The 14142-nt window shown below is 36.9% G+C and carries 19 protein-coding genes and 1 other RNA gene; 9 read left to right on the top strand and 11 right to left on the bottom strand.

Features of this window, described 5'->3' with window-relative positions:
• Window positions 1-45: 45 nt before the first annotated feature.
• From mdh to A2530_RS10960, 8 genes are all read left to right on the top strand, one after another.
• Window positions 46-1002 carry a malate dehydrogenase gene (mdh, locus tag A2530_RS10995; RefSeq protein WP_294885332.1) on the top strand — a complete coding sequence of 319 codons (957 nt, stop codon included), beginning with the start codon at window positions 46-48 and terminating at the stop codon, window positions 1000-1002.
• A gap of 2 nt (window positions 1003-1004) precedes the next feature.
• Window positions 1005-2396, top strand: a complete 1392-nt coding sequence (fumC, locus tag A2530_RS10990) for a class II fumarate hydratase (protein ID WP_294885333.1) — start codon at window positions 1005-1007, stop codon at window positions 2394-2396.
• Between the two features lie 20 nt (window positions 2397-2416).
• A complete protein-coding gene (gene sucC / locus A2530_RS10985) occupies window positions 2417-3592 on the top strand; it encodes an ADP-forming succinate--CoA ligase subunit beta (RefSeq protein WP_294885334.1) in 1176 nt (391 codons plus the stop codon).
• 13 nt (window positions 3593-3605) lie between these two features.
• Window positions 3606-4478: a succinate--CoA ligase subunit alpha gene (gene sucD / locus A2530_RS10980; protein WP_294885335.1), complete on the top strand. Its 873-nt coding sequence runs from the start codon at window positions 3606-3608 to the stop codon at window positions 4476-4478.
• Window positions 4479-4665: 187 nt separating this feature from the next.
• Complete coding sequence (locus A2530_RS10975; RefSeq protein WP_294885336.1) at window positions 4666-5001, top strand: 4Fe-4S dicluster domain-containing protein; 336 nt, start codon at window positions 4666-4668, stop codon at window positions 4999-5001.
• Complete coding sequence (locus A2530_RS10970) at window positions 5001-6155, top strand: 2-oxoglutarate synthase subunit alpha (protein ID WP_294885337.1); 1155 nt, start codon at window positions 5001-5003, stop codon at window positions 6153-6155. Before A2530_RS10975 ends, A2530_RS10970 begins: the two co-directional genes overlap by 1 nt.
• Complete coding sequence (locus A2530_RS10965) at window positions 6155-7012, top strand: 2-oxoglutarate ferredoxin oxidoreductase subunit beta (RefSeq protein WP_294885338.1); 858 nt, start codon at window positions 6155-6157, stop codon at window positions 7010-7012. The genes A2530_RS10970 and A2530_RS10965 overlap by 1 nt, the downstream gene beginning before the upstream one ends.
• A 10-nt stretch (window positions 7013-7022) precedes the next feature.
• Complete coding sequence (locus A2530_RS10960) at window positions 7023-7580, top strand: 2-oxoacid:acceptor oxidoreductase family protein (protein WP_294885339.1); 558 nt, start codon at window positions 7023-7025, stop codon at window positions 7578-7580.
• Between the two features lie 82 nt (window positions 7581-7662).
• Here the strand turns inward: A2530_RS10960 and A2530_RS10955 are convergent, their stop codons facing one another.
• Window positions 7663-8280, bottom strand: coding sequence for a TetR/AcrR family transcriptional regulator (locus tag A2530_RS10955; protein ID WP_294885340.1), 618 nt, complete (start codon window positions 8278-8280; stop codon window positions 7663-7665).
• A gap of 176 nt (window positions 8281-8456) precedes the next feature.
• Between A2530_RS10955 and rnpB the strand changes: the two genes are divergently transcribed.
• Window positions 8457-8778: RNase P RNA component class A (rnpB, locus tag A2530_RS10950), an RNA gene on the top strand.
• Window positions 8779-9153: 375 nt separating this feature from the next.
• On the opposite strand, the gene A2530_RS10945 is transcribed toward rnpB, so the two are convergent.
• The 10 genes from A2530_RS10945 to A2530_RS10900 all read right to left on the bottom strand — a co-directional run bounded on the left by A2530_RS10945 (window position 9154) and on the right by A2530_RS10900 (window position 14141).
• Window positions 9154-9381, bottom strand: coding sequence for a hypothetical protein (locus tag A2530_RS10945; RefSeq protein ID WP_294885341.1), 228 nt, complete (start codon window positions 9379-9381; stop codon window positions 9154-9156).
• 674 nt (window positions 9382-10055) lie between these two features.
• Complete coding sequence (locus A2530_RS10940) at window positions 10056-10223, bottom strand: hypothetical protein (RefSeq protein WP_294885342.1); 168 nt, start codon at window positions 10221-10223, stop codon at window positions 10056-10058.
• Complete coding sequence (locus tag A2530_RS10935) at window positions 10223-10507, bottom strand: plasmid stabilization protein (RefSeq protein WP_294885343.1); 285 nt, start codon at window positions 10505-10507, stop codon at window positions 10223-10225. The genes A2530_RS10940 and A2530_RS10935 overlap by 1 nt, the downstream gene beginning before the upstream one ends.
• Window positions 10497-10901, bottom strand: a complete 405-nt coding sequence (locus tag A2530_RS10930; protein ID WP_294885344.1) for a hypothetical protein — start codon at window positions 10899-10901, stop codon at window positions 10497-10499. The genes A2530_RS10935 and A2530_RS10930 overlap by 11 nt, the downstream gene beginning before the upstream one ends.
• A gap of 184 nt (window positions 10902-11085) precedes the next feature.
• Window positions 11086-11235, bottom strand: a complete 150-nt coding sequence (locus A2530_RS10925; RefSeq protein WP_294885345.1) for a hypothetical protein — start codon at window positions 11233-11235, stop codon at window positions 11086-11088.
• Between the two features lie 12 nt (window positions 11236-11247).
• Window positions 11248-11784: a hypothetical protein gene (locus A2530_RS10920; protein ID WP_294885346.1), complete on the bottom strand. Its 537-nt coding sequence runs from the start codon at window positions 11782-11784 to the stop codon at window positions 11248-11250.
• 4 nt (window positions 11785-11788) lie between these two features.
• Window positions 11789-12178 (bottom strand): hypothetical protein, encoded by a 390-nt coding sequence (locus A2530_RS10915; protein WP_294885347.1) that lies wholly within the window; start codon window positions 12176-12178, stop codon window positions 11789-11791.
• Window positions 12171-12929, bottom strand: a complete 759-nt coding sequence (locus A2530_RS10910; RefSeq protein ID WP_294885348.1) for a hypothetical protein — start codon at window positions 12927-12929, stop codon at window positions 12171-12173. The genes A2530_RS10915 and A2530_RS10910 overlap by 8 nt, the downstream gene beginning before the upstream one ends.
• The gene (locus A2530_RS10905; protein ID WP_294885349.1) at window positions 12926-13498 is read right to left on the bottom strand and encodes a hypothetical protein; all 573 of its coding nucleotides are present in this window, start codon (window positions 13496-13498) and stop codon (window positions 12926-12928) included. The genes A2530_RS10910 and A2530_RS10905 overlap by 4 nt, the downstream gene beginning before the upstream one ends.
• A 1-nt stretch (window position 13499) precedes the next feature.
• Window positions 13500-14141 carry a hypothetical protein gene (locus tag A2530_RS10900; protein WP_294885350.1) on the bottom strand — a complete coding sequence of 214 codons (642 nt, stop codon included), beginning with the start codon at window positions 14139-14141 and terminating at the stop codon, window positions 13500-13502.
• Window position 14142 lies beyond the last annotated feature (1 nt).

Raw genomic sequence — 14142 nt, 5'->3', positions numbered from 1 at the left:
AGGGTGTGGGGATAGAACATTATAATTTTATTTCAAGGAGTGTGTATGAATCAAGGAAAAAGGGTAGGGATAGTCGGTGCAGGAAATGTCGGTGCAACGGTAGCATACTCTTTAGCGATGCTTGGTTCTTGTCATGAAATAATTCTTCGTGATAACAAGATAGATGTTGCTAAAGGCAAAGCGCTTGATATGAGTCAAGCTGCTTCTGCGGTAAGAAGTCACACGGTAGTTAGTGTTGCTGAGGATATGTCTGATTTAACTAATTGTGATGTTGTCGTCGTAACGGCAGGAAGCCCTAGACTTCCGGGTATGAGTCGTGATGATTTGCTTATGATTAATGCAAAAATAACAAAAGAGGTTATAGGCGGTATTGCAAAATACTCTCCGGATGCAATTATTATTATGGTTTCAAACCCGCTAGATGCTATGACTTATGTAGCCCTTAAAGAGAGCGGTTTTGAGCGAAGCCGTGTTATTGGTATGGCAGGGGTTTTAGATAGCGCTAGAATGGCTAGTTTCATTCAAGAAAAATTAGGTTATGGAGGCGGTCAAATACGTGCTTCGGTTATGGGCGGACACGGTGACGATATGGTTCCGCTTCCTCGCTATTCTACGGTTGCCGGCGTACCTCTTACAGATGTTTTAACATCAAGTGAAATTGATGAGATAGTTACTCGTACTCGTAACGGCGGAGCTGAAATTGTCGGTCATTTAAAAACAGGTTCAGCGTATTATGCACCTGCTAGATCTACAACTATAATGGTTGAAGCAATTTTAAAAGACACTAAACAAATTCATCCGTGTGCGGTTTATTTAGACGGTGAATTTGGGTACAGTGATATAGTTTCCGGAGTGCCTGTGATGCTCGGTGCAAACGGTGCGGAAAAGATAATTGAAGTTACGCTTAATGATATAGAAAAAGAGATGTTTAAAAACTCTTGTGATTCAGTTAAATCTTTAATTGACACATTAAATAAAAATAATTTTTTTAAAGGAGAATAAATTTGAGTACTCGTATTGAAAAAGACACAATGGGCGAGATAAAAGTTCCGTTAGATGCTTATTGGGCTGCACAAACTCAACGTTCAATTGAAAATTTTGCTATAGGCGAAGAGACAATGCCTTATGAGATAACAAGAGCTTTCTCGTACCTAAAAAAGGCTGTAGCACTTGTAAACAAAGATTTAGGCAAATTAGATGCAAAAAAAGCAGATGCGATAGCGTCAGCTTGTGATGACATGTTAGCAGGCAAACTTGACGGTAATTATCCGCTTGTTGTTTGGCAAACCGGTTCAGGTACACAGTCAAATATGAATAACAACGAGGTTCTCGCTTCTCGTGCAACTGAGATTTTAGGCGGCGATTTTAGAGTTGAAAAACTTGTTCATCCAAATGATGACGTAAATAAATCACAATCTTCAAATGATACTTATCCGACTGCTTTACATGTAGCTTCTGTCATTGCCGTAGAGACTCGTGTTTTGCCTGCAATTGCCAAACTTAAAGCTACTCTTATAGAGAAGTCTGCAAAGTTTGATTCTATTGTAAAAATTGGACGTACTCACCTTCAAGATGCAACACCTTTGACTTTAGGTCAAGAGATTAGCGGCTGGGTAGAGATGCTTAACAAGTGTGAAAAAATGGCTAAAGACTCTCTTGAAGCCGTTCGTGAACTAGCACTTGGCGGAACAGCTGTGGGAACCGGGCTAAATGCTCATCCTGAACTTGGAGAGAGAGTAGCACGCAAATTAACTGAACTTACGGGACATGATTTTGTTACTGCTCCAAATAAGTTTCATGCTCTAACATCTCATGATGCTCTTGTTTTTGCTCACGGTGCATTAAAAGCATTATCTGCAGATATGATGAAAATAGCAAATGATGTTCGCTGGCTAGCATCAGGACCTCGTTGTGGAATAGGGGAGATTACTATTCCTGAGAATGAGCCAGGTTCTTCAATAATGCCAGGTAAAGTAAATCCTACACAATCTGAAGCAGTAACTATGGTTACATGTCAAGTTATGGGAAATGATGCAGCAATAGGCTTTGCTGCATCTCAAGGCAATTTTCAGTTGAATGTTTTTAAACCTGTAATAGCATATAACTTTTTACAGTCTTGTCGTTTATTAGGAGATTCAATTATCTCTTTTAATGACCACTGTGCTATAGGAATAGAACCTGTTGAAGATAAAATAGATTTTTATCTAAATAACTCATTGATGTTGGTTACTGCACTTAACCCGTATATCGGATATGAAAATGCGGCAAAAATTGCTAAAACAGCACATAAAAACAACTCTACATTAAAAGCCACTGCAATTGAGCTTGGTCTATTGAGTGCTGAAGAGTTCGACAAATATGTAATACCTCAAGATATGATATCGCCAAGAGCGTAAATTTAAAAGAAGGAAGATAGATGAATATACATGAATATCAGGCAAAACAAATTTTCGCTAAGTACGGCGTACCGACACCAAAAGGGTTAATGGCCGAGAGCGTAGAGCAGGCAGTTGCTAATGCAAAAGAGTTAGGCGGACCTATCTGGGTCGTAAAAGCTCAAATACATGCAGGCGGTCGTGGTCTTGGCGGCGGTGTTAAGCTTGCTCGCTCAATTGAAGAGGTAGAAAAGCTCTCAAAAGAAATTCTCGGAATGACTTTAGTTACTCACCAAACTGGACCTGAAGGTAAATTAGTTCAAAAACTATATATAGAAGACGGTGCAGATATTAAAGATGAACTATATCTTGGTGTTGTTCTTGACCGTGCTCGTGAGATGCCTGTTATCATGGCTTCAACAGAGGGTGGTATGGCAATTGAAGACGTAGCACACGACTCTCCCGAGAAGATTATCAAAATAGCAGTTGATCCGGCTATCGGTTTTCAAGGTTTTCATGGAAGAGAACTTGTGTTTGGTTTAGGCATAACAGATCCTGCCGAGCAAAAAAAGTTCATTAGTTTTGCTTCAAAACTATATAAATTATATATGGAAAATGATGCAGAAATGATAGAAATCAATCCTCTTGTAAAAACAGGAAGCGGTGACTTTTTAGCGCTTGACGGAAAAATGGGATTTGATGATTCAGCACTTGGGCGTCACCCTGATATTGAAGCAATGAGAGATATAAGTGAAGAAGATGCGGATGAGCGTGAAGCAGGGGAACATGGGCTCTCTTATGTTTCACTAGACGGTGAAATCGGTTGTATGGTTAACGGTGCAGGGCTTGCAATGGGAACTATGGATACAATCAACTACATGGGCGGTACTCCTGCAAACTTCCTTGATGTTGGCGGAAAAGCAAATGCTGAAACCGTTGCGAAAGGTTTTGAGATAATTCTTAAAAATCCTAAAGTAAAAGCTATTTTTGTGAATATTTTTGGTGGTATTGTTAGATGTGACCGTATTGCGAACGGTATCTTAGAAGCTACAAAACTTGTAGATGTACATGTACCTGTTATTGTTCGTCTTGATGGAACAAATGCTCCTGAAGCAGCAGAAATTCTAAGAAATGCAAATATTGCAAATGTTATAGCAGCTACGGACTTGGCTGATGGCGCTGCAAAAGCAGTTGCAGCTGCAAAACAAGCTAAGTAAAAAGGATATTTATATGAGTATATTAGTAAATAAAGATACAAAAGTAATAGTTCAAGGTTTTACGGGTAAAGAGGGTTCATTTCACGCTGAGCAGTGTTTAGCTTACGGAACTAAGATTGTAGGTGGCGTAACTCCAAATAAAGGTGGAAGTGAGCATTTAGGAAAACCTGTGTTCAATACTGTAAAAGAGGCTGTTCAAGCCACTGGAGCTACAGTTTCTATGATATTTGTTCCGCCTGTATTTGTTGCAGACGCTGTTATGGAAGCAGCGGATGCTGGAATCGAACTTGCCGTAATTATTACTGAAGGCGCACCTGTTCGCGATATGCAAGCTGCTAAAGCTTATGCAACTAAGCATAATATGAAAACAATCGGACCAAACTGTCCGGGTATTATTACTGCCGAAGAGTGTAAAATTGGAATCATGCCGGGGATGATTTTCAAAAAGGGAAATGTCGGTCTTATCTCAAAAAGCGGTACGCTAACTTATGAAGGCGCCAACCAAGTTTGTAAAGAGGGATTTGGTATATCTACTGCTGTTGGTATCGGCGGAGACCCTATTATAGGTCTTTCATACAAACAGCTCTTACCTCTTTTTGAAGCTGACCCTGAAACACATGCGATTGTAATGATTGGTGAAATTGGCGGTGATCTTGAAATTCAAGCTGCGGCATTTATCAAAGAGCATATTACTAAGCCTGTTGTTGCTTTTATTGCAGGTCAGACTGCTCCAAAAGGTAAAAGAATGGGTCATGCCGGAGCTATTGTTTCAGGTGGAGCAGGTACTGCGGCAGAAAAAATGGCAGCGCTTGAAGCTGCAGGTGTAAAAGTTGTAGTAAGTCCAGCGGATATCGGTAAAGCAGTAGCGGAGGCGTTAGCTAAGTAAATATGCTTTTGTGCGAGCCTCATAATGTAACATTAGTGTTATTTATGAAGCGTCATCAACACAATATGGAGTAATATTAATTAAACTTAGTTAATCTATTTTATGAAAAATAAGTTAGCGTTAATTAAGAAAGTTAGCGTTAAAAACAGTGCAAGCTTGCTTAGTACTTAATAAATGAGGAGAATAAATGGGAACTTTTAAAACTGAAAACCCAGGCAATCAACCTGTATGGGTAAATACAAATAACTGTAAAGCATGTGATATTTGTGTTTCTGTGTGTCCGGCCGGTGTACTTGGAATGAGATATGACAATAAATCTACTCTTGGTGCTATGATATCCGTTGAGCATCCTGAGTCATGCATCGGTTGTAGTGAATGTGAACTATCATGTCCTGATTTTGCAATTTATGTTGCAGATAAAAAAGAGTACAAGTTTGCAAAACTAACGGATGAATCAAAAGATAGACAAGTGGCGGTAATAGCAAATAATTACATGTCACTAGCTGAAAAAGGAGTTAAGTAATGGCAAGAGAAGTAATCGGAAACGGTAATGAATTAGCTGCTGAAGCAGCTATTGATGCTGGTGCAATGTTCTTCAGTGGATATCCAATCACGCCATCATCTGAAGTTATGCACGTTGCATCGGACCTTTTACCGGAAGTTGGCGGAAAATTTATTCAAATGGAAGACGAGATAGGCGGTATTGCTGCTGCACTTGGTGCATCAATGACAGGTGTTAAGTCTTTTACGGCAACATCAGGACCTGGTATTTCACTAAAAGCAGAACAGATAGGACTTGGATTTATTGCAGAGATTCCTCTAGTAATTATAAATGTAATGCGTGGCGGCCCATCAACCGGTCTTCCTACCCGTGTATCTCAAGCCGATATCGGTCAAGCGCAATATCCTACTCATGGAGACTATGCATCTATTACGTTATGTGCAGGTAGTTTGACAGAGTGTTATACACAAACAGTTCGCGGGTTTAATCTAGCAGAAAAATACATGACTCCTGTTTTTGTACTTCTTGATGAAACTATCGGACATATGCATGGGAAAGCTGTACTTCCTGATTTAGAAGAGGTTAAAGCTAGTATTGTTAATCGTGCTACTTTTGACGGTGCTCCAGCTGATTATAAGCCGTATGATGTTCCAATGAACAAACCTGCAGTGTTAAATCCAATGTTTAAAGGCTATAAGTACCATATTACAGGTCTTCACCACGGACATGAGGGTTTCCCTACTGAAGATGCTGTTCAATGTGAATTTAATATTGAGCGCCTTGTCGGTAAAATAAATGTTGTTGCGGCAGAGAATGATGGACTTGATGATTTACCTGATTATGAAGAGTACATGCTTGATGATGCAGAAGTTTGCGTTATTGCATATGGTTCAATAGGACTTGGTGCTTACGAGGCAGTAAATAAACTTCGTGAACAAGGAATAAAAGCAGGTATGTTTAGACCAATTATGTTGTGGCCGTCTCCAGCTAAAAGAATAGCAGAACTTGGCGAAAAATTTAAAGATAAAATTTTTATTACAGAACTTAATATGGGTCAATATTCTAAAGAAATTGAGAGAATTATCAAAAGAAATGATTTTACTACACTACTTAAAGCAAATGGTCGTCCTATAGCACCTGCTGATATGGTAGCAAAAGTTAAGGAGATGATGTAATGGCATTTAATTATGATAAATATTTACGTGTAAATAAAATGCCGACACTTTGGTGTTGGGGTTGTGGTGATGGTGTTATTTTAAAAGCAACTATTCGTGCTATTGAAAAAATGGGTTGGGATATGAATACTGAAGTTTGTGTTGTTTCAGGTATTGGTTGTTCCGGTCGTTTTAGCTCATACATTGATTGTAATACGGTTCATACTACTCATGGTCGTACGATGGCTTATGCAACCGGTATTAAGCTTGCTAATCCAAAAATCAATGTAATTGTTGTTGCGGGAGACGGTGATAGCCTTGCAATAGGCGGTAATCATACGATTCATGCATGTCGTCGTAATATAAATTTGAACTTTATTCTTATTAATAACTTTATTTACGGTCTTACTAATTCACAAATATCTCCTACTACCCCTCAAGGTATGTGGTGTGTATCTGCTCAAAACGGCAATATTGATCCAACATTTAATGCGGGCAATTTAGCTATGGGTGCAGGTGCTACGTTTGTATCTCGTGAAGCAGTTATTGATCCTAAAAAATTAGAAAAAATGTTAGTTAAAGGTTTTAGCCATAAAGGCTTTAGCTTTATGGAAGTTTTATCAAACTGTCATATTAATTTAGGTCGTAAAAATAAAATGGCTAATGCTATGGAAAATCTTAACTGGATTGACAGTATTACGGTTCCTAAAAAGAAATGGGATGAACTTCCACCTGAAGAACAGATGAATAAACTTGCTACGGGTGTACTTAAAGAAGTTGAGCAACCTGAATACACTGATATGTATGAAGAGGTTATAAAAGCTGCTCAAGGTAAACGTGGTAAAATCACACAAGCTGATTTTGTGAAAAAGATATAGGGAGCCTGATATGAGAAATTCTTTAAGATTTACCGGTGTTGGTGGTCAAGGTGTTTTACTTGCAGGTGAGATTATGGCAGCATGTAAAATCAAAGACGGTGGACACGGTTTAAAAACTGCTACATATACATCACAAGTACGCGGTGGTCCAACTGTTGTTGATATTACTTTGGATGACAATGAAATTCGTTATCCATATGCAAATGAGGGTGAAATCGATTTCATGCTTTCAGTTGCAAATGTTTCTTATCAACAATTTAAAAATGGTGTTAAACCAGGCGGTATAATTGTTGTTGATCCAAACCTAGTTACTCCAACTGATGAAGATCGTAAAAAATGGATTATCCATGAGATTCCTATTATTACAATTGCGAAAGAAGAGGTTGGTAATGTTATTACTCAATCTGTTGTTGCACTAGCAATTACAAACACAATGACAAATGTATTGCCAAAGCAGTCATTAATTGACACAATGCTTTCAAAAGTACCAGAGAAAGTTCATGCAGCTAATAAACTTGCATATGAACTTGGTGAAAAATATGCTAAAGAAGCTATGGCAGCAAACTAACATAAAGTCAAGACAACCTTGAAAAAGGTTGTCTTTTTTTTGTCAACATCTCTAATACTAAATAATATCTATCTTGTTAATATCAAACTTTTATACTCTCCCAAAAAAAATCTACATGCTTTTCAAATTGAGTGGATAAACTTGTTGTTGAACTACTATCAAATCTTAGAAGTGTAATTTGCAGTCTTATATAGAATAGGGTAGATATAAATTCATAAGCAACCATCATTGGATCTGCTGAACGAATTAAAGAGTTTTGCATCATTATAAAAAATGCTTCTGATAGCGTCTTAATATTATCATTATGAAATTCATTCATAAACTGCTCTCTAAGCTCTTTATTTTGAAAAAGCTCTATCATTAAAAGCCTAAACATATTTTCGTTCTTTTTATCAAATGTAAGAAGCTTATACTGCATAGTATATTTTTGTAAAAAAGATTTTCCTCTTAATGCTGATTCTTTGATATTGGCTTCATCAGAAGAAAAAGGGGTAGTAAATATCTCTTTAGCAACAGATATAAATATCTCTTCTTTATTCTTAAAATGATTATATAAAGCGCTCTCTCTTATTCCTACTTCTGAAGCTATTTTTCGCACACTCGTGCCTCTATACCCATGTTCAGAAAATAAAATAGATGATACTTTTATAATATTTTCTTTTGTGCCTATTTTCTTTTTAATAGTCCTGTTTTCTGGCATTTTTTAACCTTTTTTATGTGTATGAACATTCGTTAATATAAGCACAATTATATATGAACATTTGTTAATCTACTCTTATACAAAAAGAACGTTTGTTCATATACTGTTTTTATAAAGTGAACAGGTGTTCTTTAGTTAAAAAAAGAGCTTTAAAGGAAAGATTTTGTATCATAACGCAGGTACAACAGATAGTGACTTGATATATTCAAGAGGAAAGTCCGAGCTGCTATAAGACAGTGTTCCATTTAACTAATGGCCGTAGTAATACGAGGGAAAGTGCAACAGAGAGCAGACTGCCGCTTTGCGGTAAAGGTGAAAGGGCGGTGTAAGAGACCACCAGTCTTTATAGTAATATAGAGAGCTTGTAAACCCAACATGGCAGCAAGAAACAGATGGTCAGCGTCTTATAATGCTATTGTTTCGCTAGAGTTATTATGTAAATAATAAAGTAGATTAATGCTATCAAAACAAAACTCGGCTTACAGTTGTACCTGTCTTCTAGTTCCCAAATTAACGTTATTTTGCTATAATTGCGAACATAGTAATTCTCAATATACTATTTAATATTAGGCAGTGCTTACAATAAGCAGTATTTAAATCGCCGTCGATTAGTTAGATAGAAACGAAAAATATTTTCAAGAGAATTTACATTAAGTTTCAAATTAGCGTTTAAGTTTAAGGATAAAATAAGAGGGTAGTGTGATATAATGTTCACAAGATTTGCCCAACAGGTAAATTTAAAAACAAAGTTATCCTTTTATTAATTTAATTGGCTGGTGAGGCCTTGTTTTTTACTTCGCTAAACAGCTCCAACTGTTCAGCTTCTAGCCACTCCAATGGCTAGAAAATAAAAATCTCCGTATTGTATCATATTTAGCCCGTGGGCTGTTCCAAAAGTCCTATAAATCGTAAAAATTCATCATCATTCATATATTCTAACATTACTTTTCGTAACACTTCTGACATACTAAGTTCGTGTTTTGACTTTAAGTTGTTCATGTTGTCTCTTATTCTCATTCGCTCTTCTAAGCTCATTCTAAAATAAAACCTATGCTCTGATACTTTTGCCAAGTCCTCTTTAGTTAATAGTTCCTTTCCCATGCTACACCTCCATAGCTCAATTATACAGCTCTAAAACTCAAACTAGCAATAAATATACCCTCGGGGTTTTTCGTTTAAGTTTAGAGCCTTAAAACGCCATATTTTACCTAAAAATTACCCCTCGGAAAAACGAGGGGTATCCATCGGATTTCCGAGGGGTCTATCCTATTACTCTTTTTATATTTAAAGCTAAGCTTTTATAGAGTGACTTTTTTTTGCTCAAAAAAACCGTTTAAGGTTTGCCAATAGCCAAATAGGAAAATCGCCCCGTGGGGTCGATGTTTCTTTTTGATTTGATGCCTGCGGCGCTGAAATGATGCAACTTCGTTGCCTCTATGGGTCGCTACGCTCCTGATTATCGCTATTCCCTCCTAAGGTCGGGGCTCTATTTTTGTCTTGTAGGGTAGCGTTCTAACATTGTCTGGTGGATTTTCTGTCTGGCTTTTGTAGTTTTAAATAGCTTGTCAGACTCATTTTAAGACGGTTTTTTGTGCTTTTTAACACTTAGTAAGGTCTTCGTTTAGGTTAGAGTTTTTTTTGTGTTGTAGGGCTTTATTTTGAGTTGTTTTTTAGAGTGGGGCGGGGCGGTTTGAAGTATTGCAAAATGTCATATTGATTTTGCGTTTTGTCATATTTTTTCTTCCCAGGAAGCGATTTTGTATGACAATTTGTCATTAGTCTAACATGCCTGTTTCCTTTAGTATATTTGAAATTTTATTTAAAGGTTTTACAAAAAGACCATTAAACAAGTATAGGAAACGAGAAACTTTCATATATAGTCTTTTTTCTTTTAATGTTGCATTATTAAACAACCTTTTTTCTATTAATGTCATATTATTCATTAGCAGTCCTTTATAGTTGCATCATATCTATCGTGAGAACACACACATTGAAAGTATGCTGTATTTTCTAATACCGTCATTAAAATTCTGTATTGTGTTCCTATAACTCGTATTGAGTATTTATCTTTGTCTTTTTTACAGTTAATTTTTTTGTAGTTTATCGAGGCATGTGTTTCATCATCTATAAAAGTTTGTATCGTTTTTTCTATCTTTTGTAGAAGTAGTTTATCTCGTTTAAACTTTTTTAAACTTGATGTATATCTGCTTGTTTCTTTAACTTGCACGCTCTAGCTCATGTCTAAGTTTTATTGCTGTAGTCGATACGGTCATGCCAAGTTTTATAGTGATTGTATAAAGCTCATCGGCTATACTATAGAGTTCAATGAAGACCTCTGAATCTTCTTTATGTTTAGTAGAGTTCTTAACAATAGCTTCTAACATGTCTTCAAGTTTGAGCATATCATCATGGAACTCTATCGTGTCAAGTTCTAAAGCTTTATTTGGATTTTTTTCTATCTCTATCAAAATTTTTTTTAAGTCGGTGTTTGTTTTTTTGAATGCGAAAATCATATCCATTAATATGGATTTTCCTATCTCTTTTGCACCTGCTTTAAAAGCGTTCAGCGTTGTCTTAAACAATGACGGAAAAAGAGAATCATAATGTAAATTAATTGTCATAACTAACCTTTAACTATCGTATATTTTGAAATTATATCATAGTTATTGCAATGTAAAAGTAATACCGCCGTTTATATAATCAAGCAAGATTACGATTACAAGCGGTAAAAGTAAGAAGAGTATTTTTACATGTAGATTTTTCATAAGTACGCCTTTTTTAAAATTTTAGCATACTTATAAAAATTTATTTCTTTACATTGTCTTTTAGATTTTTAATCTCTGTCTCATGTATGGTTAATATTTTATTGATGTCGTTTACATATTTTAGACCATATAGAAAAACGACTTCCCAATTGTTTGATAACCATATCAAGAGGTTTGTTTCTTCATTCAACTTATTGCCTCCTTATGCTATTAAATTGTTTTTTTGTGCCATTGCAAGATAGTGTTCGGGAGTACCTTTACCGAGCGATGAGTTATACCATCTCTTCCAATACTCGGCACGACCGCCTATAGTGTTTGGGATTGCATTTGGAACTAGCAAGTATTTCAATCTTGCAAAGATAACAGAGAGCAGGGGAGACCAGCGTAAATCCGTGTGAATCACTTTATCGATATCTACGCCGAAGCACTCTTTGACTTTTTGTTTTTTAGCTTGAGAAGTTCTTATTTTTACATCGTCAAAGCCTATTTTGTCAAACTGCATCAGTCCGATACCGGTGTTCCAAGTCAAGTCGTGTGCATCTCCCATATCTGTTTCTGCTGCACTTGTCTCAAGCAGCAACATTTTAGCAGCTGCTCCTCCGCCTAAGCACTCGACAACTCTATCGACTGCCTTATAAATGTCATTTTGTGAAATTAATCCGTAATACAAGATACTCCTTTTATAATAAAGTGTTGCAGCTGTGATTACAGCTGCTGCTATGATTATGTTGTTTTTCATAGTGTTAAACTCCAAGCTCCAGACATTTAGCCTCAAGCTCTTCTTGTGTAGCTGTTGCCATGATTTGAGCTTCTTTATCGTTGCCCGTTACTCTTAGTGTTTCAACCTGAGCGAATAAATCATTAAGAGTGTTTAACTGCACGGTTTCATCTTCCGTGATAGTTCCGCGAGTCTCTTTTAGTGTCAGCTGCACCGATTTAGCCGTGAGGTTTCTTTGATTTATGTCACTACCGACTAAATCCGTTATAGCTTTAGCTGTTGCCGTGTCAATCTCTTTGCATTTCTCTTTTTTTATTTTTAAAAAAACTTCATCTGCTGTCGGGAGTGAAGCGTTAAACTTAAATATCTCTTTTTGTGTCATTTCGACTTGTTTGCCGTTTACTGTTTTAAGCATAATTTACTCCTAATAATGTAATTTCCCCGCTCCATAAAGTACTTCCAAGGTCTATTTTCATATATCCAAGTGCAGCACTGTCATTTTGAACACCTCCTATATGCCCGATACTAGAATAGTTATATCCGTTAGTTCTGCCGGTAAACAGACCTGTGAAAGTAGCTTGTGTAGCTTTTGAAAAATCTTTAAAAGATATATCATAGCTTTGTGCTTCATTGCTGTTAGGTGTTACACTCATAGCTATATTTTGCTTTTGATCTTGTCCGCCTTGAGTAACACTACCACCAAGATAACCATGTAGTGCATAAGAAAAGTTTTTCAATGTTAAACTATCCACGCCTGCGTATATATCTGGCTTATTGTAATCCGTGGAAGAAGAGGTTTTACCTCTAATAAGTAGTCTAATTTCATCATAATTTACATCTGTAAACTCGTGTATTTGGATTCCGGACATGTTCGAAGTTGCTATTACTTCCCAACTACCAATTGGCGCACCGCCACCTGTTAAAGCATCAACTTGTTCTTTAGTATAGTACCTTGTATCGTGAGTATGTGTTGCTGTAGCTAAAGATATATTTCCTGTGCCTGCAATATTTTCGTTGTTGATTGTTTTTAGGTCGGATTGTACTAATATGTCTGTATCTGCGGCAAGATAGTCGGAATCGTGATTATGATTAACATCTGCTTTACCCAATAGAGCTGTTAATATATTTTTGATTTTATAAAAATAGTTTGTACTTGCTACACTCATGATTCAACTCTTTTAACTTCTAAAACATTTAGAGTTATAGTCTCTGTTGGATGAGGATTATAAGCGTGGACTGCTCCCTCTGTCGTGATGTACTCTACACCTCCGACTTCTATCCATGCACCCTCATTTCCGCTTGTAGTTGTGTTGTCTCCAAAAAAGATACCGTCTAAATTATCACTTTTTACACCTATGCGTAACTCTTTTCTCGTTGCATCTGCAGCAGATACAAGAACTGTAGTTCCCGGTGCAACTGCTAAGAGTGGTTTTGATTTGTTAACATTTGCTACTTCGATAGAAGTTTGAATATTGACACCGCTTATATTCGACCTGCTATCAAATACCGAGCCTTTACCAAGGGACATTACCACATCTTGAGCAACTTCGCTATAAAGAGTAACTTTTGTAAATTGTTCTGTAGTACCTCCCATGCCTTGCGTGCGCGTAATAATTGAACCATCATTAAATTGTATATAAACCGGGCTAGTGGCCGTTATAACATGAAATGTGTCTCCGTGAACATCAAAAGAAACCTTTTGACCAATCTCTAGTCGTGCTTTGTAATCATTCATATTATTTTCCCCCTCTTGCCAATAAATATAGTGCAACTACAGCACTTATTGCATAACCGGCTTTTAGCATATTGTCCGATATCTGAGAGAGTGCTTGACTGGCTTCCGAGCGTGTAGAACTGTTTGCAAAGGCTAAAGCTTCGCTTACTTTTGCATTTGCCTGTTCATTTGAAGCATTAATAAACTTCATAGCACCGTTTCCAATCTCCGTGATAGTTTTCAGACTTGAGTCAAAGCTATCTCCTGCAAAATCCAAACTCTCATTTACTGTACTATCTACGACACCCAAGCTGTCACTTACTACATCTTCTATAGCGTCAAGCGACTGTTTATTTAGTGTCTGAGCTAAATCATTGTTTGCCTCCAGAGCATCTTCCATAAAGTCCATACCTGAATCAATAGTTGCAGTCGTAATTTTTCCTGCAACCGTTAGAGCAGTTGAACTGAACTCTCCGGCTTTATCAATTGCTCCCATATCCGTAACACTTACATGTGATGTTGCACCTGCTCCTATATCAAGATTGATATTGCCGCCGATAATACCGCCGTCTTGAGCTTGTCTGTAGTCGCTTAAATCTGTATTAGTCTCATTTGTGGTGTTATTTGTAGTACTTGCATTGGAACTAGAACTTTTTCCACCCATT

The organism is Sulfurimonas sp. RIFOXYD2_FULL_34_21, assembly GCF_001830805.1.
Lineage (GTDB): Bacteria > Campylobacterota > Campylobacteria > Campylobacterales > Sulfurimonadaceae > Sulfurimonas.
This window is presented reverse-complemented; position numbering and strand designations above follow the sequence as displayed.